The sequence below is a fragment of the Pseudomonas sp. ok266 genome, assembly GCF_900110195.1.
Taxonomy (GTDB): Bacteria; Pseudomonadota; Gammaproteobacteria; order Pseudomonadales; family Pseudomonadaceae; genus Aquipseudomonas; species Aquipseudomonas neuropathica.
Map to the genome: position 1 here is coordinate 1 of NZ_FOCU01000002.1, position 19714 is coordinate 19714.

The 19714-nt window shown below is 57.7% G+C and carries 21 protein-coding genes; 7 read left to right on the top strand and 14 right to left on the bottom strand.

Going from position 1 to position 19714, the window contains the following annotated elements; translation table 11 throughout:
- From BMY54_RS03560 to BMY54_RS03575, 4 genes are all read right to left on the bottom strand, one after another.
- The coding region (locus BMY54_RS03560; protein WP_139213378.1) for a helix-turn-helix domain-containing protein at nt 1–218 on the bottom strand (218 nt) is incomplete at its 3' end.
- Nucleotides 219–487: 269 nt separating this feature from the next.
- Entirely contained in the window at nt 488–1393 is a 906-nt protein-coding gene (rimK, locus tag BMY54_RS03565) for a 30S ribosomal protein S6--L-glutamate ligase (RefSeq protein WP_093429980.1), read from the bottom strand.
- On the bottom strand, nt 1390–1836 hold the full coding sequence (locus BMY54_RS03570) for a retropepsin-like aspartic endopeptidase RimB (protein ID WP_175559556.1): 447 nt from the start codon (nt 1834–1836) through the stop codon (nt 1390–1392). The genes rimK and BMY54_RS03570 overlap by 4 nt, the downstream gene beginning before the upstream one ends.
- Before the next feature lie 49 nt (nt 1837–1885).
- Nucleotides 1886–2665: a S6 modification regulatory phosphodiesterase RimA gene (locus BMY54_RS03575; protein ID WP_093429982.1), complete on the bottom strand. Its 780-nt coding sequence runs from the start codon at nt 2663–2665 to the stop codon at nt 1886–1888.
- 117 nt (nt 2666–2782) lie between these two features.
- On the opposite strand from BMY54_RS03575, the gene BMY54_RS03580 reads away from it, so the two are divergent.
- Entirely contained in the window at nt 2783–3190 is a 408-nt protein-coding gene (locus tag BMY54_RS03580) for an RNA-binding S4 domain-containing protein (RefSeq protein WP_007917939.1), read from the top strand.
- 151 nt (nt 3191–3341) lie between these two features.
- Here BMY54_RS03580 and BMY54_RS03585 read toward each other — a convergent pair whose 3' ends face one another.
- Nucleotides 3342–4142: a phosphatase PAP2 family protein gene (locus BMY54_RS03585; protein ID WP_093429983.1), complete on the bottom strand. Its 801-nt coding sequence runs from the start codon at nt 4140–4142 to the stop codon at nt 3342–3344.
- Between the two features lie 105 nt (nt 4143–4247).
- On the opposite strand from BMY54_RS03585, the gene hslO reads away from it, so the two are divergent.
- Together hslO and BMY54_RS03595 are read left to right on the top strand one after the other, a co-directional pair.
- Nucleotides 4248–5150, top strand: a complete 903-nt coding sequence (gene hslO / locus BMY54_RS03590) for an Hsp33 family molecular chaperone HslO (protein ID WP_093429984.1) — start codon at nt 4248–4250, stop codon at nt 5148–5150.
- Nucleotides 5151–5331: 181 nt separating this feature from the next.
- On the top strand, nt 5332–6873 hold the full coding sequence (locus tag BMY54_RS03595; RefSeq protein ID WP_025110978.1) for a phosphoenolpyruvate carboxykinase: 1542 nt from the start codon (nt 5332–5334) through the stop codon (nt 6871–6873).
- 60 nt (nt 6874–6933) lie between these two features.
- On the opposite strand, the gene BMY54_RS03600 is transcribed toward BMY54_RS03595, so the two are convergent.
- The 6 genes from BMY54_RS03600 to BMY54_RS03625 form a co-directional block, all read right to left on the bottom strand.
- Nucleotides 6934–7413 (bottom strand): helix-turn-helix domain-containing protein, encoded by a 480-nt coding sequence (locus BMY54_RS03600; protein WP_093429985.1) that lies wholly within the window; start codon nt 7411–7413, stop codon nt 6934–6936.
- Between the two features lie 131 nt (nt 7414–7544).
- Nucleotides 7545–7817: a type II toxin-antitoxin system RelE/ParE family toxin gene (locus BMY54_RS03605; RefSeq protein ID WP_093429986.1), complete on the bottom strand. Its 273-nt coding sequence runs from the start codon at nt 7815–7817 to the stop codon at nt 7545–7547.
- Complete coding sequence (locus tag BMY54_RS03610) at nt 7817–8260, bottom strand: antitoxin PaaA2 family protein (protein ID WP_093429987.1); 444 nt, start codon at nt 8258–8260, stop codon at nt 7817–7819. Before BMY54_RS03610 ends, BMY54_RS03605 begins: the two co-directional genes overlap by 1 nt.
- Nucleotides 8261–8416: 156 nt before the next feature.
- Nucleotides 8417–8716, bottom strand: coding sequence for a hypothetical protein (locus tag BMY54_RS03615; RefSeq protein WP_093429988.1), 300 nt, complete (start codon nt 8714–8716; stop codon nt 8417–8419).
- A gap of 365 nt (nt 8717–9081) precedes the next feature.
- Complete coding sequence (locus BMY54_RS03620) at nt 9082–10224, bottom strand: hypothetical protein (protein WP_093429989.1); 1143 nt, start codon at nt 10222–10224, stop codon at nt 9082–9084.
- A gap of 94 nt (nt 10225–10318) precedes the next feature.
- The gene (locus BMY54_RS03625) at nt 10319–10594 is read right to left on the bottom strand and encodes a hypothetical protein (RefSeq protein ID WP_007917948.1); all 276 of its coding nucleotides are present in this window, start codon (nt 10592–10594) and stop codon (nt 10319–10321) included.
- A 302-nt stretch (nt 10595–10896) separates the two neighbouring features.
- Here BMY54_RS03625 and BMY54_RS03630 point away from each other — a divergent pair, with 302 nt between their 5' ends.
- From BMY54_RS03630 to BMY54_RS03645, 4 genes are all read left to right on the top strand, one after another.
- On the top strand, nt 10897–11400 hold the full coding sequence (locus tag BMY54_RS03630; RefSeq protein ID WP_093429990.1) for a polysaccharide deacetylase: 504 nt from the start codon (nt 10897–10899) through the stop codon (nt 11398–11400).
- Between the two features lie 179 nt (nt 11401–11579).
- Nucleotides 11580–13514, top strand: coding sequence for a RecQ family ATP-dependent DNA helicase (locus BMY54_RS03635; RefSeq protein ID WP_093429991.1), 1935 nt, complete (start codon nt 11580–11582; stop codon nt 13512–13514).
- 215 nt (nt 13515–13729) lie between these two features.
- Complete coding sequence (locus tag BMY54_RS03640; RefSeq protein ID WP_093429992.1) at nt 13730–14956, top strand: 3-hydroxyacyl-CoA dehydrogenase; 1227 nt, start codon at nt 13730–13732, stop codon at nt 14954–14956.
- A gap of 219 nt (nt 14957–15175) precedes the next feature.
- Nucleotides 15176–15601 carry an acyl-CoA thioesterase gene (locus BMY54_RS03645; protein ID WP_093429993.1) on the top strand — a complete coding sequence of 142 codons (426 nt, stop codon included), beginning with the start codon at nt 15176–15178 and terminating at the stop codon, nt 15599–15601.
- A gap of 67 nt (nt 15602–15668) precedes the next feature.
- Here the strand turns inward: BMY54_RS03645 and BMY54_RS03650 are convergent, their stop codons facing one another.
- The 3 genes from BMY54_RS03650 to fdhD all read right to left on the bottom strand — a co-directional run bounded on the left by BMY54_RS03650 (nt 15669) and on the right by fdhD (nt 19661).
- Nucleotides 15669–16148 (bottom strand): glycine zipper domain-containing protein, encoded by a 480-nt coding sequence (locus BMY54_RS03650; RefSeq protein ID WP_093429994.1) that lies wholly within the window; start codon nt 16146–16148, stop codon nt 15669–15671.
- 328 nt (nt 16149–16476) lie between these two features.
- Nucleotides 16477–18825 carry an FdhF/YdeP family oxidoreductase gene (locus tag BMY54_RS03655; protein WP_093429995.1) on the bottom strand — a complete coding sequence of 783 codons (2349 nt, stop codon included), beginning with the start codon at nt 18823–18825 and terminating at the stop codon, nt 16477–16479.
- Nucleotides 18822–19661 (bottom strand): formate dehydrogenase accessory sulfurtransferase FdhD, encoded by an 840-nt coding sequence (fdhD, locus tag BMY54_RS03660; RefSeq protein ID WP_093429996.1) that lies wholly within the window; start codon nt 19659–19661, stop codon nt 18822–18824. The genes BMY54_RS03655 and fdhD overlap by 4 nt, the downstream gene beginning before the upstream one ends.
- Nucleotides 19662–19714: the final 53 nt, after the last annotated feature.

A 19714-nucleotide genomic window follows, 5' to 3' on the forward strand; every position in this document is an offset into this window, starting at 1 on the left:
ATTTCATCGGAAGTTTGGTGAGGGCAATTCAGCGGCTTACGCGACTGCTCTTTCAAGCCATCCACGCCCAACGCTGCATACCGTTCCAGCCACTTGTCGATGGTTGGACGACTGACGCCATACCGCCGGCTTAATTGGCTTTTGGTGTAGCTGCCGCTGAGCCAATCGCTAATTAACTTCACTCGTTGATCCATTGGGGACTCTTGTTTCCAGGGCATGGTCAGCACCTCCTGACCATGATTGATACCTGTAAACCATGTCCCCGGTCTCAAACGTAAAGGATGTACCCGGTCTTTACCCCGCCCAGCCCTCTCCCCGAGGGAGAGGGAGCTGACCGAGGTGTCTTGCGTTATACATCGACCTGAAAGTCCGAGTCGATTATGGATTCGGTAAAGATCGATCATGTCGGCGGAGTTTTCCAATATCCCCCAATCAGTCCCCTCTCCCTATGGGAGAGGGTTAGGGTGAGGGGCTCTAGCTCTTCGCTCTAGCCCTTGCCTTTGGTCCGGGTCATATTCGGCCCGCCATTCTTCTCAAGATGCTCAATGATGATCCCCGCCACATTCTTCCCCGTGGTGGTCTCGATCCCTTCCAGCCCCGGCGACGAGTTCACTTCCATCACCAGCGGCCCGTGATTGGAACGCAGGATATCCACACCCGCCACCGCCAGGCCCATGACCTTGGCCGCGCGCAATGCGGTCATGCGCTCTTCCGGGGTGATCTTGATCAGGCTGGCGCTGCCGCCACGATGCAGGTTGGAGCGGAACTCGCCCGGCTTGGCCTGACGCTTCATCGCTGCGATGACCTTGTCACCGACCACGAAGCAGCGAATATCCGCACCGCCCGCTTCCTTGATGTATTCCTGAACCATGATGTTCTGCTTCAGGCCCATGAACGCCTCGATCACCGATTCGGCGGCGGTCGCGGTTTCGCACAACACCACACCGATGCCCTGCGTGCCTTCCAGCACCTTGATCACCAGTGGCGCGCCGTTGACCATGTCGATCAGGTCGGGAATGTCATCCGGCGAGTGAGCAAAACCGGTCACCGGCAGACCGATGCCGCGCCGCGACAGGAGTTGCAGCGAACGCAACTTGTCCCGTGAACGGGCGATGGCCACCGATTCGTTGAGCGGGAACACCCCCATCATTTCGAACTGACGCAACACCGCGCAGCCATAAAACGTCACCGACGCACCGATCCGCGGAATCACCGCGTCGAAACCCTCCAGCGGTTTGCCGCGATAGTGGATCTGCGGCTTGTGGCTGGCGATGTTCATGTAGGCGCGCAAGGTGTCGATCACTACCATTTGATGCCCGCGCTCGGTTCCGGCTTCGACCAGACGGCGGGTGGAATACAGACGCGGGTTCCGCGACAGCACAGCGATCTTCATGCAACACCTGTGGAAGAGGTAGATACCGGGAACACCGGCTTGTCTTGTACATACTTGATGCCCGGATTGACGACCAGATGGCCATCGATCAGGGCTTTGGAACCGAGCAACAGGCGATAGCGCATGGACTTGCGGCAGGCGAGGGTGAACTCGATCGGCCAGACCCGATCACCCAGGGCCAGAGTGGTGCTAATCACATAGCGCTCCTGGGCATGACCGTTGGAGCTTTTGATGGTTTTGCGCGTCACCAGTGGCGCTTCGCAGCGGCGGTGACGCAATTGCACCACCGTGCCCAGGTGTGCGGTGAAACGTACCCACTTCTGGCCGTCGCGTTCGAACGGCTCGATGTCGGTGGCATGCAGGCTGGAGGTGCTGGCGCCGGTGTCGATTTTCGCTCGCAGGCCTGCGACTCCCAAATCCGGGAGCGCCACCCACTCGCGCAGACCGACAACGGTCAAATGGTCAAATGTCTTCAATAGAAAAAACCAACGATTAACGCGTCCAGGCCTCAGGCGAAACCCGGGCCAACGCTTTGAATGCAGGTTTGGCGAACCAGTAGCCCTGCATCAGAAATATTCCACAGTCCGCCAGGAAATCCCGTTCACCGGCGCTCTCAATGCCTTCGGCAATGACTGTAACGTCCAACTCCGCACAGATTGTGACAATCCCCCGAACGATCACCTGACGAACACGGTCTTGATCGACATCGCGGATCAGCGCCATGTCGAGTTTGATCAGGTCCGGTTGAAAATCAGCCAGCAGATTGAGCCCCGAATGACCGGCACCGAAATCGTCGATGGCGGTCTTGAAGCCGAATTCGCGGTATTCACGCAGAATATTGGTCAAATGGCGATAGTTATCTACGTGCTCGCTTTCCAGGGTTTCAAAAATCAGTCGGTCGAGCGGGAAACAGTGCTTTTTTGCCGCTTCGAGCGTACTGCGAATGCACAGCTCTGGACGATAGACGGCGTTGGGCATGAAGTTGATCGACAAGTGTGTCTGCATATTAAGATCAGCCGCACCTTTGATGGCGCGGGTCCGGCAGAGCTGGTCGAAGCGGTAGCGGTTTTCTTCTGTAACCTGATTCAACACAGTGAATGCGCCTTCACCGCTCACCCCACGGACCAACGCTTCATGGGCGAAAACCGACTGATCGCGCAGATCCACGATGGGTTGATAGGCAAAGTCAAAATCGAAGCCCAACGGTTCACTGTGCTGGCAGCCCTGGCAACCGGTGTGAGTCGAAGTCAATGAAGAGGGAAATTTAGTCATTCGAGCACCCCCATGCCGGTGCACCGGCCAAGATCACAGTCTATCTGGAGGGCCGAGTTGTTGCGCCCGACAGAAACGGTAGTACAGTTCCGACTACTGGCTGAACGAGGAATTCAAATGGCGCAAAAAAGCGAAGAGGACGACAAGGTTCGTCTCGACAAGTGGCTATGGGCCGCGCGTTTTTACAAAACCCGTGCCTTGGCCAAAGCGGCGATCGAAAGCGGCAAGGTGCATTGTCGCGGTGAGCGCTGCAAGCCTGGCAAAGAGCCGCGCATCGGCGATGAGTTCGAGATTCGTACCGGGTTCGAGGTGCGTACGGTGAAGGTCGAGGCGTTGTCGATTGTGCGGCGCGGCGCACCGGAGGCGCAGACGTTGTACGCGGAGACCGAGGCGAGTATTGCCAAACGTGAAGCGGCCGCGGCAATGCGCAAGGCGGGGGCGTTGGGTGTGAGTACCGACGGCAAGCCGAGCAAGAAGCAGCGGCGGGATTTGTTCAAGTTTCGGGGTAGCAGCAACGACGAGTAAGCGCGACGTTTCCGGGCTGCTTGTGCTGGCCTCTTCGCGAGCAAGGTTGCTCCCACAGTAGATCCGGTTCCTCCAGTGGATACTTGATCAATTGTGGGAGCGAGCCTGCTCGCGAATCGAGGGAGCAGCCCTCGCCGAAGCCAGCTCGGTATCAGGCGCTACGCACCACACTCATTCGCGAAACCAGCGGCAACTTGCTCAGCAGATTGAAAATCGGCGAAGTCACCTTCAGCCAGAAATTCGAGGCGTGATAAGCAAACGGTGTGTAGTAACCCCAGCCCAACGCCCACACCGCCAGCAGCATACCGCCGATGTAATCGTCCTGACCCCAATGCGCACCGGCCACCAGACGCGGCAGCATGAACAACAGTGCCAGACCCCAGATCGCCACAAACTGCCCGACCGTGCGGCTGAACACGCCCATGAACAGCGCCCAGATCAGCAGCACCGAAGCATGGTCACCGGGAAAGCTCTGGCTCGAGCGATCCTTCAGCTCCCAGGTCTTCTCCATGTGCGGGAAGTAATCGCTGATATGCACCGCGCCTTCCAGCACCATCGACGGGCTGCTGTGCTGCCAGTCCATGTGGTCGGCGAATTTGGAAAACAGTGCGCGAATCACCACCATCAATAGCAGGATCGAGAAAAAACCGAAGAACGCACGACGCACATCAATTGCCTTGAAGACCCAGTCGCCCTTGATCAGCAGCGTCAGCAAGATCAGACCGACAACGATGTCGAACGGACGCAGACTTGCAATTGCCCAGATGTGGAGCCATATCGGGTTGCTGGCCAGCGGTGCATTGAGCAAGCGGAACAGCCACTCGTCGAAAATCACACACAGCGAGTTGCCCGTAGGCCATAACCAGAAAGCCAGTAGCGCCAGTGGCACTACGTTGCACAGAACCAGCCGGCCGAGGTTCCACCTAGATTGGAACAAACCCGGATTGTTCATAAAATGCCTCCCATGGCAGAGCAGTCGGCACCAAAAAGAGTGCCAAGAAGCGCAAATTTTCACGCCTTGTAACCATTTTGTCACCACATTCAGATACCCAAAATTATGACCGAGCTAGCGGATACCGATTTCACCCAACGTTTCATCTTCGATGACAGCGACACGCGCGGCGAACTGGTTGCGCTTGAACGCAGCTACGCCGAAGTCCTCGCCAAGCACCCGTACCCGGAGCCGGTGGCGCAATTGCTGGGCGAATTGATGGCGGCCGCCTCGTTGCTGGTGGGCACGCTGAAGTTCGATGGCTTGCTGATTCTGCAGGCGCGTTCCGAAGGGCCGATCCCGCTGCTGATGATCGAATGCTCCAGCGAGCGCGAAATTCGTGGTCTGGCGCGTTATGACGCTGAGCGGATCAAGCCGGACGCGAGCCTTGCCGACCTGATGCCGGGCGGTGACCTGACCCTGACCGTCGACCCGACGATTGGCCAGCGTTACCAGGGCATCGTCGATCTTGATGGCGAAACCCTGTCTGAGTGCTTCACCAACTATTTCGTCATGTCGCAACAAGTCGGCACGCGCTTCAAGTTGTTCGCTGACGGCCGCCGCGCCCGCGGGATGCTGCTGCAACAACTGCCGGCCGATCGCCTGAAAGACGAAGAAGAGCGCGCCGCCAGCTGGCAGCACCTCACGGCACTGGCGAGCACGCTGACCGCCGATGAGTTGTTGAGCCTGGACAACGAAACCGTTCTGCATCGCCTCTACCATGAAGAGCAGGTGCGCCTGTTCGATGTGCAGAATCTGCGCTTCCGTTGCACCTGCTCACGCGAGCGTTCGGGCAACGCGCTGGTCAGTCTGGGTCTTGAGGATGCACAGCAATTGGTTCAAGAGAACGGCGGCACTGTCGAGATCGATTGCCAGTTCTGCAACCAGCAGTACCTGTTCGACGCAGCCGATATTGCTCAATTGTTCGCTGGCGCAGGCGTCGACACGCCGTCAGATACCCGGCACTAAAACGGTTCAGCGCAGGTAAATTCACTGCGTAACGACGGAATTTCGCCGTTACGACGGGAGGACCCTACTCTTTTTGGGCTTTTCTGGCATAATCCGGCCCACTTTTTTCGCGGTAGTAGTGCACGACTTTCTACTACAAAACGTTTGGAGCACACTCGGCCACTGGCCGACGGGGAACCTCATGACGCAAGCCAATAACGCCGTGTACACCGATCTGAGTGTTGATGATCTGGTTAAAGAAGCCCTGAACCGCGGTGAGGGCGAGCTTGCCGATACCGGCGCTCTGGTTGTTCGCACTGGTCACCGCACCGGTCGTTCGCCTGTTGACCGTTTCATCGTTGAAGAGCCTTCCACCCAGGCCGCTATCGCCTGGGGCCCGATCAACCGCAAGTTCCCGGCCGACAAGTTCGACGCGCTGTGGGCTCGCGTAGAAGCCTTCAACAACGCGCAAGAGCACTTTGTGTCCCACGTGCATGTAGGCGCGGCGGAAGATCACTACCTGGCCGTGAAAATGACCACCCAGACTGCCTGGCAGAATCTGTTCGGTCGTTGCCTGTTCATCAACCCGGCCCAGTACAACCCGGCCGGTCGTGAAGAGTGGCAAGTGCTCAACGTGGCCAACTTCGAATGCGTGCCTGAGCGTGACGGCACCAACTCCGACGGTTGCGTGATCCTCAACTTCGCACAGAAGAAAGTCCTGATCGCTGGCATGCGTTACGCCGGTGAGATGAAGAAAGCCATGTTCTCCGTGCAGAACTTCCTGCTGCCGGCCGCTGACGTGCTGCCAATGCACTGCGCTGCCAACATCGGCGAAGAAGGCGACGTGACCCTGTTCTTCGGTCTGTCGGGCACCGGTAAAACCACCCTGTCGGCCGACGAAAGCCGTTACCTGATCGGTGACGACGAACACGGTTGGGGCGAAGGCGTGGTGTTCAACATCGAAGGCGGTTGCTATGCCAAGTGCATCGACCTCTCCGAGAAGAACGAGCCGGTGATCTGGAAAGCCATCAAGCACGGCGCAGTGCTGGAAAACGTTGTCATCGACGACGCCAAGCACGCCGACTACGCCGATGTCAGCCTGACCCAGAACAGCCGCGCCGCGTACCCGCTGGAGCACGTTGCCAAGCGTTCCGAGAAGAACCTGGGCGGCGAGCCAAACGCGGTGATCTTCCTGACCTGCGACCTGACCGGCGTGCTGCCGCCAGTGTCGATCCTCAACGAAGAACAAGCGGCCTACCACTTCCTGTCCGGCTACACCGCACTGGTGGGCTCGACTGAAATGGGTTCGGGCAGCGGCATCAAGTCGACCTTCTCCACCTGCTTTGGCGCACCGTTCTTCCCGCGCCCGGCTGGCGAATACGCAGAGCTACTGATCAAGCGCATCCGCGGCTTCGGCTCCAAGGTTTACCTGGTCAACACCGGCTGGACCGGCGGCGGCTACGGTGTCGGCAAACGCTTCAACATCCCGACCACCCGCGCGGTGATCGCAGCGATCCAGAGCGGCGCGCTGATCGGTGCAGCCACCGAACACCTCGACACCATCAACCTCGACGTGCCACTGGCCGTACCGGGCGTTGAAACCAACCTGCTCAACCCACGCAACACCTGGGCTGACAAGGCTGCGTACGACGAGGCTGCCAAGGCATTGGCCGGTCTGTTCATCGAGAACTTCAAGAAGTTCGAAGTGAGCGACGCGATCAAGGCTGCAGGGCCGAAGTTGTAAGATCTGTCGTCAATGAAGAAGCCGCCCCTTGGGGCGGCTTTTTTGTGGGCGTTTTTCTTGCTATGTGCCCTGCGAGGGCTTTCGCGTCAGCAATTCAGACAGCGAGTGAGTATTCATTGGGAAGTTCTTGAGTTTGTCTTGACTCACATACGCGGCTTCGATAACGCTCGTGTGTGAAGTCGGTAGTTTTCTTTGCTTTGGAATATCGAGACTCGGTTCACTCGCTGATTTTTTGCCGAGTGAAGTCTTGGAGGAAAGAAGCCTGGAGTCCTGCAGTCGGTAACCGCGTTCATCCGTGGAACCCAGAAGATTCAGATCTTGCTCGAGACCTAGTACGTGCATCACTGACAAGTACGCTCCCATTGTGACGCCTGCACTACCTGCTTCCAGTGAGCGTAATGTCATGACTGACATTCCAGCTCTTTCAGCGACTAGTTTTGCAGTGAGTCTGCGCCTAAGACGGGCCAGTTTCAGGCGCTCACCAAGATCGTTCAAGAGTCGTGCAACCTTCGGAAGTAGCGGCGAGGTTCTCCTGGCCATAAAGCTAAAATTCCTTCGCTTTTGGGGTGATAAAAACGGAATAATTACAGTTGGCCGGGGGGCAAGGAGTTACGTTTACCCTTGGGTCATTCAACCTTCTGAGCGCCCCATCACTCAACTGTCTGACGTGATCACGGCCATTTTTGCCTGGCATGCATCACTCTCAATACTTCCACACATTCGTCTTTGATCGTGTAAACGATGACGTAACTGGGGGTTGCGACGATTTCCCGTGTTCCTTCAACTCTGCCCTTTTTGTACAGCGTTGGACGCTGTCGGGCGAGCTCCCCTTTTGATTCAAATATTTCATCGAGGTCAGCCGCTGCTTCAGGGTTGTCCTGACTAATACGATCCATAATCCGCTCTCGGTCAATATGCGTCTCCGGACGCCAAATCAACTTCATTAGCGCACTCGTTTACGCAGGGCATCACGCTTGGCGGCAAATATTCGGCGGGTTTCTTCATCGCTAATACTAGGTCTTGGATCGTCAATACTGATCTGTACCTGTCGTTTGAACCATTCGTCATATGCGGCTGCCTCATGCGCTTGTTTCATTGCTTCGGCGCGATCAGGACGAGCGTATGTTTTCATTTGCGATGGGTCATAGCTGGAAGCGTCAACATCGAACTGGTTGATACCCAGTCCTCTCAAATAGGTCACCAGTGTTTCAAGCCTTTTGAACAGGCGCACCTGGCCACTCCGTTGCGCTGTTAGCAGATATTCTTCATTGCCATGCTGAATTTGGATCGCCCAGCCACCAGACTTGGCGACGATACTTGTGCTTTTTACAGAGCCGTTTTCAATCAGGCGACTGAGAGTGCTGTGATCAATGGTTTCAGTGGTCATGGAGGCAAACTCTTGGCTGAACAGTGGCGTCCATCGTACGCAATCAATAGTAGTTTGCAAAATTCAACTCCTGGCAGTAGACACCGAGTGTCCAAAATTATGTTCGTTCGTGAGGCAGGCGATTCTTGTCGGAAACACACCTGCCTGAGATTGTTTTCAGGCTGGATCCTTCCAATTGAGCATTTGCTGCTGTGCGACTTGCAGCAGGTCACAGCCATCCTGTGTCAGCAGATAAAGGGCGTGGGTGATGTGGGGGATGTCTTCGACGTCGGCTTGTCTGAAGTTGAGGCAGTAGAGGGTGCGTAGTAGGTCGCTTGAAGCGCGCAGGCGCTGAACGGCGCATTCGAGGATGTCTTGCGGGTTGGCCGTTGTGTCGATGATCAGGGGCTTGGTGTCGGTGAGGTTTGATTCGAGTGGGCGGTAGCGATCAGGGGTAAGCGGATTCCATGCTTTCATTGTTCTTCTCTCTATAGGCGTTCCAATAGCCGCCGCCATCATGACCAAACGATGGGAGGCGACTGTGTTCGGGTTGGTCAACCAGAGAGAGAGAACTCCGTGTACGCCGAAGCGTCCCAAACACAGCCGCCATAAAGCATGCCGCACAATAGATGGCGGCAAGCATACAAGGGCATGCGTAGTTTCTCTCTCTCAATTTCAGGTGACCAAACCCGAGTCGCTGATTTGGCAGCGACAGTTACGACTATAGATTTGACTTACCAAGCCGCGATAGGCGGTAACGGAGTCTAGGTTTGTAGGAACTGGACGAATAGCGGATAGGCTATTGCTGTAGGTTTTTTCGTCCGCTCACACCCCCAGCGCCATCAACCAATAATCCGATACTCCGCAACGTTCAATAGGCTCGTCGTCAGCCCCGTAGCCGGCGCGTAGATCGCGCCTTTCACCGCCGAAAACGGCACGCCTTTGCTGCCCAGCGAAACATAGCGCTCACCTTTATCCAGTTCGGTGAAGTAGGTGTAAGAAACGCTGTGCATCTGCTTGTAGCGCGCTTCGTCGGCGACGATGGCGCCCGTCAGGCGCAGCAGATCTGTTTCGCTCAGATGCAGGGTTTTGTTCAGTTGTACGCCCCAGCGTTTGAGGCAGGTTTCGGCGAGGTGGCGAACGATGCGGCCAGGTTCCACCAGGGTTTTCAGGTCGCTTGCGCTGGCAGGCACGCCACCGTCAGCTGTGGCGTTGCCGGCCATGGTCGCGTGGCGACCGGCCATCGGGTAGACGCAGGTTTTAGTGCCGGTGGCGGTTTGTGGAATGACGCAGCTGAACCCTTTGGAGCGTTCATCGCGGGCATAGAAGGCGACATATTCTTTGACGTTGGCGCCGAGTTTGACGCGCGCATCCTGGAAGTTGCCGATTCCTGGTACCGGATCAAGGGCAAATATATTCACCGGGATATTATTCAGCTCGCGATCATTGAGCATCGCATTGGCCAGCATATGGCAACTTACACCACCTCGGCTCCAGCCCACCAGATTGGCCTGAGTGGGAATAACGCCATCCTTGCGAAATGTCTTGATGATCTGCTCCTGTAACTTTTGTTGGGTCACGCTGCGATCACCGTAGTTATATTTACGCCAGAACCACGAACCCTCGACTTTTACATCTTCAATGGGAATCCCAGCGGCTTTGAGGCGGTTGTATTCGGCCTCGGTAAGTTGCTCACGCTGCCAGTCGCACTTGCCCTTGATAACATTGACGGCATGCTGCACGTTTTCCTCCCAGCCTTTACCGAACAGTGTGCCGGTAAGGCCGTACTCCTTGGTTTTGGTGAACAGATCGTCAGCTTGCAGGTTGCCGCTGCCAGGTCCGTCGACGATGATCCATTCGGCGAACTCACGGCCGGTATGATTGGCGGCCAGTGTTGAAACCAGTTCGCCGTCCCAGAAATTTTCATGGGCGGTATCGAACTTGTTGGAGCCAGTGCCGCAAAAAAATATGGTTAAAACTGTCATGGTGTTGCTCTCGCTTAGTTGTAAGAGCGAACAAGTTAGTGCGGGTTTCATATATAAATAAAGAGTTCTGGTGTTTCCGAGTTTGTAGCAAATTTTAGTTATATGTTGTTTGTGGTGGTTTTTGTTTGGCCACTTCAAGCAAGTCACAACCATCCTGAACCAGCAGATAAAGCGCGTTAACGATGTTTGGAATATCTTTCACGTCAGCCTGTTTGAAACATAAGCAGTAGAGCGTTTCCAGCAAATCCCCGGCCGCGCGCAGGCGTTGATCGGCGGCATTGATCAGGTCAGTCTGGCTGGAGTGGCTGTCGATAAGCAGTACCGGGTTTTCGCTGTAGCAAGTCTTGAGGGGGCGATAGCGGTTGATCATGTGAGGCGTGTCCTGTTCGAAGGCGCTGGGGCGGGCTGGTGCAGTGTTTGCAGCCGCGCCGGCCACTATAGAAGGGCGTTTCTCTGTGGGACAAGACAGCCGCAATGGACAGTATTCGTAGGGGGTTTTCCGTGTTTTGAGGAAATACCCTACGTGTTTTCGCAGCTTTTTCAGGCCAAAACCCTTAGGCGTAATAATTCCTACGTGATTGTCAGGCGATTCGCGGTAAACCGCTGTATCGTGCGCGCCAGAATCTGTAGGGCGTTTCCAAACGTCTGACACGCGCTTAAAGGGAATTAGGTATGCACTGGCTACGAATGGCTGCGATTTTATTGCTCGGGCTGGGCACTTGCCGTTTGGCGATGGCCTCTGACATTGGCAATGCGTGGGTGCTGGATTGCCTCGATCGCACCGATTGGCCGGAGGCAATCATCAGCCAGGCGAGCATGGACACGGCGGCGCGCGGTGAAGTGTTGATGTTCGCCAAAGCTCTGTTGGCCAGCGAAGCACTGGATGAGGAAGGGCTTGAGCAGCGACTCGGTGTGCCCCACGTGCAATTGAAGTCGATTCGCCACGTGCGTGATGGCCTCTGGGAGGGGTTGTTGAGCACCTATCGCAACGCCAGTCAGAGCTGTGATGAACAACTGTTCTGCCCGCGTGTGCGCAGCGTCGCTGACCTGCGGCAGTTGGCGGCAGCGTTCACGGGGGACATAAGCCCGGCTCATGCGCTGTGGGCGAGCAAGAGCCAAGGTGTGCATGAGCAGATGCTGAATGAGCAGTTGCGGGTGGCGGTGTTGCGCCCCTGAACCTTCGGTGTGGTGTTGTTCTGACTGGCCTCTTCGCGAGCAGGCTCGCTCCCACAGGGACCGTGGCAATCAAGTAATCGCTGTATCATTCCGAATCGATTTGGCCCCGACCTTTTCTCGACTCGCTGCGATCGCCCGCTAGGCTGTTGGCATGGCAGCAGTCAATGGAGTGACAGCGAATGCACAACACCCTGGAACAGGTTTTTGGTTTCCCACAGTTTCGACCCGGGCAAGAGGCGGCGATCAGCGCGGTGCTGGCCGGGCGCTCGGCAGCGGCGATTTTTCCCACCGGTTCCGGCAAGTCGATTTGCTACCAATTGCCGGCGCTGATGCTGCCGCACCTGACGTTGGTAGTCTCGCCGTTGCTGGCGTTGATGCAGGATCAACTGGCCTTTTTGCAGCGACACGGTATCTCGGCTGGCAGCATCGATTCGGCGCAGAGTCGCGATGATGCCAATGACGTGATGGCCCGCGCCCGCTCGGGTGAATTGAAGATTTTGATGATCTCGGTGGAGCGCTTGAAAAACGAGCGCTTTCGCAACTTTTTGCAGCAGGTACCCATCTCGCTGCTGGTGGTGGACGAGGCGCATTGCATCTCGGAGTGGGGCCATAACTTCCGCCCCGATTATCTCAAGCTGCCGGACTATCAGCGCCAGTTCAACATCCCGCAAACCTTGCTGCTGACCGCTACGGCAACGCCGAAAGTCATCGCCGACATGCAGGCCAAATTCGCTATCGCCGCTGACGATGTGGTGACCACGGGCTTCTACCGGCCCAACCTCAATCTGCTGGTGGAACCGGTACGTGGCCAGGACAAGCGCCGGCGGCTGGTCGAGTGGATGACCGAGCGTGCGGGGCAGCCGAGCATCGTCTACGTGACCTTGCAGAAAACTGCTGAGCACATCGCTGAACACCTTGAGCGCAACGGCATTCAGGCCGAGGCGTATCACGCCGGTTTAGCCCACGACAAACGCGAGGCGATCCAGAAGCGCTTTATGGCTGGGCAGTCCAATTGCATCGTCGCGACCATCGCATTCGGCATGGGCATCGACAAGAGTGACATCCGCAATGTCGTGCACTTCGACCTGCCCAAATCCATCGAAAACTACAGTCAGGAAATCGGCCGCGCCGGGCGTGACGGGCAGCCGTCGGATTGTCTGGTATTGGCCAATCGCGACAGCCTCAATGTGCTGGAAAACTTCGTCTACGGCGATACGCCGGAGCGCGACGGCATTCGCTATGTACTCGATGAGCTAAAGGCCTCGGTGCCGGAAGGGCAGTGGGAGTTTCTGCTCGGGCCATTGGCTGATCAAAGCAACATACGTGCACTGCCGCTGAAGACCTTGCTGGTGCAACTGGAACTGCGCGGTTTGATCGCGCCGCGCTACGCCTATTACGCCGAATACCGTTTCAAATACCTGTTGGAACCCGAAGCGCTGCTTGAGCGCTTCGACGGTGAGCGCAGGGATTTTGTCGGCGCAATCATTCAGACCTCGGCGCGCGCGCGCACCTGGGCCACGGTGAATTTCGAGGCGATGTATTCGCAGTATTCCGCCGAGCGCAATCGAGTGGTGAAGGCGCTGGATTACTTCCAGGAGAAGGGTTGGGTCGAGCTGGAAAGCAAGCAGATGACCGAGGTCTACAGCCTGCTGCACAGCGACTTCGACAGCGATGCCCTGAGTGCCGAGCTGCATGAGTATTTCACCCGGCATGAGCAGGCCGAAGTGGCGCGCATCCACGCCATGCTTGAGGTATTCGCCACCGAACGCTGCCTGGGTTATCGCCTGGCGGAGTATTTCGGTGATCACAATGCGCCTGAGCGGTGTGGGCATTGTTCGGTGTGTCATGGTCAAGTGGCGCGGTTGCCGGCACCACCGGAGTTGCCAGCACTTGTGGATAAAAACTTTGCGGCGCTGTGTGGTGATTTTATCCACAGGCATGAGCAGTACAGCGGGGTGATTCCAACGGCTGAGCGGTTGACGCGATTTTTGTGTGGGATCAGCGTGCCGTTGTTCACCAAGCTCAAGGCGCGCGCTATTCCCGGGTTTGCTGCGTTGGAGGAATATCCCTACGCCGAAGTCCGCAGCTGGGCTGATGATCATTTGCTCGGTTGAGCAAGAGCCCTTGTGGGAGCGAGCCTGCTCGCGAAAGCGGTACATCAGGCAACACTATTTTGAATGTGATGACCCTTTCGCGAGCAGGCTCGCTCCCACAAAAGCAGGGCTGTATCCATCCGCTGAATGTCGATCATCACGGTAATAAACTTCAAAAACCGTCGTTGGCTGACTATGGTTGAGGTCTGTCTTTGGATCGCCAACAAGAGAACAACATGGGCCAGACAACCTTCGATATTCAGCAAGCCGCGGTGATCGGCGCGGGCACCATGGGCCGGGGCATTGTCATGTGTCTGGCCAATGCCGGCGTGACGGTGCATTGGGTGGATAACAATCCACAGATGCTTGAACAGGCACTCGCCACTGTGGCCGAGACTTATGCACACAACGTGCGCCAGGGACGGATTGATCAGGCCGAAGCGGATGCGCGTTTGGCGCGGGTCAGTGCGGCAGCGGATTATGCGGCGATTCGCAATGTCGATCTGGTGATCGAGGCGGTGTACGAAAATCTTGAGCTGAAGCAGAAGATCTTTCGTGAGCTGGATGGTTTGCTCAAGCCTGAGGCCTTGTTGGCAAGCAATACCTCGGCGCTGGACATCGATGCGATAGCCGCAGCGACAAAGCGTCCGAATCAGGTGCTGGGCCTGCATTTCTTCAGCCCGGCGCACATCATGAAACTGCTGGAAATCGTTCGCGGCGCACAGACCTCTGCGACGGTGCTGGAGGCGGCACTGGCACTGGGCAAACGCATGGGCAAGGTCAGTGTGGTGTCGGGTAACTGCCATGGTTTTATCGGCAATCGCATGCTGCATCCGTATGTCCTCGAGGCGCGCAAGATGTTGCTTGAGGGCGCTTATCCACAGCAGGTCGACGCAGCGCTGCAAGGTTTCGGTTTTGCCATGGGGCCGTTCCGCATGTACGACGTGGTCGGCATTGATCTGGAATGGCGTGCACGCGAGTTGGCCGGCAAGGGCCAGGATGCGCCAGAGGTGCAGGTGGATAACCGTTTGTGCGAGATGGGCCGGTTCGGGCAGAAGTCTGGCAACGGTTATTATCATTACGAACCGGGCAGTCGTCAGGCTGAGCACGATCCTGAGGTCGATGCGCTGGTATTGCAGGTCAGCGAAGGGTTGGGCTTCCAGCGCCGCGAGATCGGTCCTGAGGAGATCCTGGAGCGCAGTCTTCTGGCATTGGTCAACGAGGGTGCGAAGATTTTGCAGGAGGGCATTGCCGAGTCTGCACACGACATCGATCTGGTGTACCTGAACGGCTACGGCTTCCCGGCGGACAAGGGCGGGCCGATGGCCTGGGCGGATCAGCAAGGGCTGGCGAATATTCATTCGCGGCTGTTGGCGCTGGAGACGCGGCAGGGCGATCAGTGGAAACCGGCGCGGTTGATTGGTGAGTTGGTGGCGCAGGATAAGGGGTTTGCTCAAGTGTAATGTCGCGGCCAAAATCGTTCCCCCTCACCCCAGCCCTCTCCCCCAGGGGGGAGAGGGGGAAGGGAGCCGATCTGCGTGGGTTTCAGCATCTGAGTTCGACTCGAAGGATCAGGTCGGTGTATTTCGAGAGAACACCTCGGTCAGTCCCCTCTACCTCTGGGAGAGGGCTAGGGTGAGGGCAAGCAGCCTCACTCAAAAAACAAGAGAACCAGCCCAACCATGTCCACCCCTCAGCGCACCGACTACCCACACTTCCAGCCCATCACCACACGCTGGCACGACAACGACGCCTACGGTCACGTCAACAACGTCACCTACTACAGCTTCTTCGACACGGCGGTGAACACTTACCTGATTCAGGTCGGTGGTCTGGATATTCATGACGGTGAGGTGGTGGGATTTGTAGTCAGTTCGGCGTGCGATTACTTCGCCTCGATCGCCTTCCCGGATCTGATCGAGATCGGTCTGCGAGTCGGCAAGTTGGGCAACAGTTCAGTGCAATACGAATTGGCGGTGTTCAAGGTGGGTGAAAGCGAGGCGTGTGCGGCCGGGCGCTTCGTTCACGTATTCGTCGATCGGGCGAGTAATCAGCCGGTGCCGATCCCTGCTGAACTGCGACAGGCACTGGAATACCTGGTGGTGTAAACGGCAAAAAAAATCGCAGCCCTTGGGCTGCGATTTTGCTTTACCGGCCAGCGAGGTGTTTGAGGCCTCAGTCGCGATAGTACTTGTGATGCTTGCGGTGGCCGTAGGCATGGCCGCGACCACGGTGGTCGTCACGATAGTAGCGACGATCATCATGGCGGCGATCGTAACGACGATCGTCGTCATCGCTCTTGTTGCCCATGTAGTTGCCCAGCGCGCCACCGGCGCCGCCACCTGCTGCGGAGCCGATCAGGCTGCCGGTGGTGCCGCCCATGCTGCGGCCGACCACGTTACCGCCGGCTGCGCCCAGCGCACCACCGATGGCGGCTTCGCCACGGCTGCGTTTGTCGGCGCCAACCGCGCTACCACCCGCGCCGCCCAAGGCTGCGCCGATGGTGGAACCTGTATTGCCGCCTAAGGACTGACCGACGACCGAGCCAAGAACCCCGCCCAATGCGCCGCCCACACCTGCTTCGGTGGTGCCGCCTGCGGAAGCAAAACCACTGACCAGGCCAAGGGACAACAAGAGAATCGAGGAGAACTTCATAGATGAGCCTCAAAGGGATGACGGCGCCGATCCTGAGGCTGTGTAACGAGCGTGACAATCGAAATCCGACGAATAACACGACTTGTATACAATTTTGCAAGTTGCTGTTTTATCAGCGGAACTTAACCGATTTTCGCCGGTCTTTAGCTACTTCGGACAGGCCGCTTTTGTGAAAAAGCGGCCTTTTTTGTGGGCGTTGGAAAAGTGCTAGGGCTTGGAAGCGTATTGCTTGAACCTACGCCTTCGCGAGCAAGCTCGCTCCCACATTTGAAATGCATTCCAATGTGGGAGCGAGCTTGCTCGCGAAGAGGCCGGTTCTGACATCGCGTTACGCGGACTTGGCCATGATCACCCCAGTCTCACTCGCCGCTTCCAACCGAATCGCAATGAACTTCGACGTCGGTGTATGGCTGCCATCCCCGGTGCTTTCCAGCGGCACCAGCGGATTCACTTCCGGGTAATAAGCTGCGGCTTGCCCCGCCGGAATATCAAATGCCAGCAGTGTGAAGCCCTTTACCCGACGCTCGCGACCATCGTCCCATATCGAAACAATGTCAGCCTTCTGTCCCGGCCGGAAGCCCAGACGAATGATGTCCGCCTCATTGGCGAACAGCACATCACGCTGGCCTTTCACTCCGCGATAACGGTCGTCGAGACCATAAATCGTCGTGTTGTACTGATCGTGGGAGCGCATCGATTGCAGGATCAGGTCCGGTATTTGCCCGGTGGCGCGAGTGCGTTCGTGCACCAGATCTTTCGGCAACATGTTGGCGCGGAAATTGGCCCGGCCCGACGGCGTGTTCCACTTGCGTGCGCCAGCGCTGTTGCCGAGGTAGAAACCGCCCGGGTTCTTGATCTTCTCGTTGAACGCTTTGAAGTTGGGAATGGTGTCGGCGATCAGTTCGCGGATGCGCCCGTAATCAGCCACCAGCCAGTTCCAGTCCACCGGTTTACTGCCCAATGTGGCGGCAGCGATACCGGCAATGATCGACGGCTCTGAACGCATCTGGTTCGACAGCGGCTGCAACTGACCGTTGGAAGCGTGAACCATGCTGAACGAGTCTTCCACGGTGACCGCTTGCGGGCCTTCGGTCTGGATATCGATGTCGGTACGACCGAGGCACGGCAGGATCAGCGCGTCTTTACCGTGAGCCAGGTGGCTGCGGTTGAGCTTGGTGCTGATCTGCACGGTCAGGTCGCAATTGCTCAGTGCGGCGAAGGTACGCGGGCTATCCGGCGTGGCTTGGGCGAAGTTACCGCCCAGACCGATGAAGACCTTGGCGCGACCCTCAGCCATTGCGTGGATCGCTTCAACCACGTTGTGGCCGTTGTGGCGCGGCACCTTGAACTGGAAGCGTCGCTCCAGCGAATCGAGGAACGCCACCGGCGGACGCTCGTTGATGCCCATTGTGCGGTCGCCTTGCACGTTACTGTGGCCGCGCACCGGGCACAGGCCGGCGCCCGGTTTGCCGATGTTGCCGCGCAGTAGCATCAGGTTGGCGATTTCCTGAATCGTCGGCACCGAGTGGCGATGCTGAGTGATGCCCATCGCCCAGCACATGATTACGTTCTTGCCCTTGGCGTACATACGCGCGGCTTGCTCGATTTCTACGAGGGTCAGGCCGGATTGCTCGACGATCTGTTCCCACGGGGTGTCATCGACCACGCCCAGGTACTCGAGCACGTTGGCGCTGTGGGCATTGAGGAAGTCATGATCGAACACGGCAGGTTCGCCAGCCTTCTGCGCATCGCGCTCCCACTGCAGGAGGAACTTGGCCATGCCGCGCAGCAGCGCCATGTCACCGCCGAGTGCCGGGCGGAAATAAGCGGTGTTGGTTGGCTTGTCGCCGTTGGTGAGCATTTCGATCGGGTGTTGCGGATGCTGGAAGCGTTCCAGACCACGCTCTTTCAATGGGTTGATGCACACCACTTGCGCGCCGCGTTTCACTGCCTCACGCAAGGGTTCGAGCATGCGCGGGTGGTTGGTGCCCGGGTTCTGGCCCCAAACGAAAATCGCATCGGCGTGTTCGAAGTCATCGAAGGTCACGGTGCCTTTGCCGACGCCGACGCTCTGCGCCAGGGCAACACCGCTGGCCTCGTGGCACATGTTCGAGCAGTCCGGGAAGTTGTTGGTACCGTAGGCGCGCACAAACAGTTGATACAGATACGCCGCTTCGTTGCTGGCGCGACCCGAGGTGTAGAACTCGGCCAGATCGGGGCTCGGCAGACTTTGCAGGTGCTTGGCGATCAGGGTGTAGGCGTCGTCCCAACTGATCGGTTTGTAGCGATCGGTTTCGGCGTCATAAACCATCGGCTCGGTCAGACGACCCTGATACTCGAGCCAGTAGTCGCTCTGCTCCAGCAAAGAAGTGACGCTGTGCTTGGCAAAAAACTTGGCGTCTACACGACGCTTGGTCGCTTCCCAGTTCACCGCTTTCGCGCCGTTTTCGCAGAACTTGACCATGCCGCTTTCCGGCGAATCGCCCCACGCGCAACCCGGGCAGTCGAAACCGCCGTTCTGGTTGGTCTTGAGCATCATGCGCAGGTTTTTCAGGGCGTTGTCGCTGGTCAACCAGGCCTGAGCCACACTGATCAGGGCACCCCAGCCGCCGGCGGCACCTTTGTAAGGCTTGTAGCGCGGGACAGGTTTCTGGTCGGCTTGATGATGTTGGCTCACGCTTGATTCTCCATCGCGGGGCTATACACCCGCGGCGCACTTTTCTGCGGCAGGTGGATGAGATTGAGGTTATGTCGACGCGCCCATTGCACGGCAAGACCGGTGGGTGCGGAAAGGCTGACCAGTGTCTGGATGCCGGCGCGCAAAACTTTCTGGATCAATTCGAGACTGCAACGGCTGGTGACAATCGCCAGTCCGCCATCTGTGGATATCTTCTGGCGGATCAGTCCGCCGATCAGCTTGTCGAGGGCGTTGTGCCGGCCGATGTCTTCGCGCCCGAGCAACAATTCGCCGCTGGCGTTCATGAACACCGCCGCATGCACCGCGCCGCAGTGCTGACCGAGCGGTTGGAACGCACCGATGCGCTGGCGCAGACCGTCGAGCCATTCGCTCGGTGGCAGCGGCGCGCCGGGCAAGACCTTGAGATCAGGCAGCGCCTGCTCCACCGCTTCAACCCCGCACAATCCGCAACCGCTGGTGCCTGCCATTTGCCGGCGCTGTTGCTTGAGATTCCAGAACGCACGGTTGGCGATGGTCACTTGCGCATACTGCGCTGAGCCTGCGCCGGTCAGTTGCAGGTCATAGATGTCGGTGGCATCGATGATGATGCCGCTGCCGAGGCTGAAGCCGACGATGAAGTCTTCCAGGTCGGTCGGCGTCACCAGCATGACGGCCTGGCTGATACCGTTGTAGGCAATTGCCAACGCGACTTCCTCGGCGAGCGCAGTGCTGGCCGATTCCTCACGGGGTAAATCGCTGTAACTGTAGGTCTGGCTGGCGGCAGGCGCGGGCGTTTCAAGTGCAGGCGCCGCGCAGGCAGGGCGCTTGGCGTTCATGGCATCACCGACGGTTTGATCAACGTTAAGACTAGGCGCGGCAAGTTGTCGCG

Excerpts from the sequence above, each read along its gene's own strand:
- rimK (WP_093429980.1), bottom strand. The coding sequence starts at position 1,393 with ATGAAGATCGCTGTGCTGTCGCGGAACCCGCGTCTGTATTCCACCCGC.
- BMY54_RS03575 (WP_093429982.1), bottom strand. The coding sequence starts at position 2,665 with ATGACTAAATTTCCCTCTTCATTGACTTCGACTCACACCGGTTGCCAG.
- BMY54_RS03580 (WP_007917939.1), top strand. The coding sequence starts at position 2,783 with ATGGCGCAAAAAAGCGAAGAGGACGACAAGGTTCGTCTCGACAAGTGG.
- BMY54_RS03585 (WP_093429983.1), bottom strand. The coding sequence starts at position 4,142 with ATGAACAATCCGGGTTTGTTCCAATCTAGGTGGAACCTCGGCCGGCTG.
- hslO (WP_093429984.1), top strand. The coding sequence starts at position 4,248 with ATGACCGAGCTAGCGGATACCGATTTCACCCAACGTTTCATCTTCGAT.
- BMY54_RS03595 (WP_025110978.1), top strand. The coding sequence starts at position 5,332 with ATGACGCAAGCCAATAACGCCGTGTACACCGATCTGAGTGTTGATGAT.
- BMY54_RS03600 (WP_093429985.1), bottom strand. The coding sequence starts at position 7,413 with ATGGCCAGGAGAACCTCGCCGCTACTTCCGAAGGTTGCACGACTCTTG.
- BMY54_RS03605 (WP_093429986.1), bottom strand. The coding sequence starts at position 7,817 with ATGAAGTTGATTTGGCGTCCGGAGACGCATATTGACCGAGAGCGGATT.
- BMY54_RS03610 (WP_093429987.1), bottom strand. The coding sequence starts at position 8,260 with ATGACCACTGAAACCATTGATCACAGCACTCTCAGTCGCCTGATTGAA.
- BMY54_RS03615 (WP_093429988.1), bottom strand. The coding sequence starts at position 8,716 with ATGAAAGCATGGAATCCGCTTACCCCTGATCGCTACCGCCCACTCGAA.
- BMY54_RS03620 (WP_093429989.1), bottom strand. The coding sequence starts at position 10,224 with ATGACAGTTTTAACCATATTTTTTTGCGGCACTGGCTCCAACAAGTTC.
- BMY54_RS03625 (WP_007917948.1), bottom strand. The coding sequence starts at position 10,594 with ATGATCAACCGCTATCGCCCCCTCAAGACTTGCTACAGCGAAAACCCG.
- BMY54_RS03630 (WP_093429990.1), top strand. The coding sequence starts at position 10,897 with ATGCACTGGCTACGAATGGCTGCGATTTTATTGCTCGGGCTGGGCACT.
- BMY54_RS03635 (WP_093429991.1), top strand. The coding sequence starts at position 11,580 with ATGCACAACACCCTGGAACAGGTTTTTGGTTTCCCACAGTTTCGACCC.
- BMY54_RS03640 (WP_093429992.1), top strand. The coding sequence starts at position 13,730 with ATGGGCCAGACAACCTTCGATATTCAGCAAGCCGCGGTGATCGGCGCG.
- BMY54_RS03645 (WP_093429993.1), top strand. The coding sequence starts at position 15,176 with ATGTCCACCCCTCAGCGCACCGACTACCCACACTTCCAGCCCATCACC.
- BMY54_RS03650 (WP_093429994.1), bottom strand. The coding sequence starts at position 16,148 with ATGAAGTTCTCCTCGATTCTCTTGTTGTCCCTTGGCCTGGTCAGTGGT.
- fdhD (WP_093429996.1), bottom strand. The coding sequence starts at position 19,661 with ATGAACGCCAAGCGCCCTGCCTGCGCGGCGCCTGCACTTGAAACGCCC.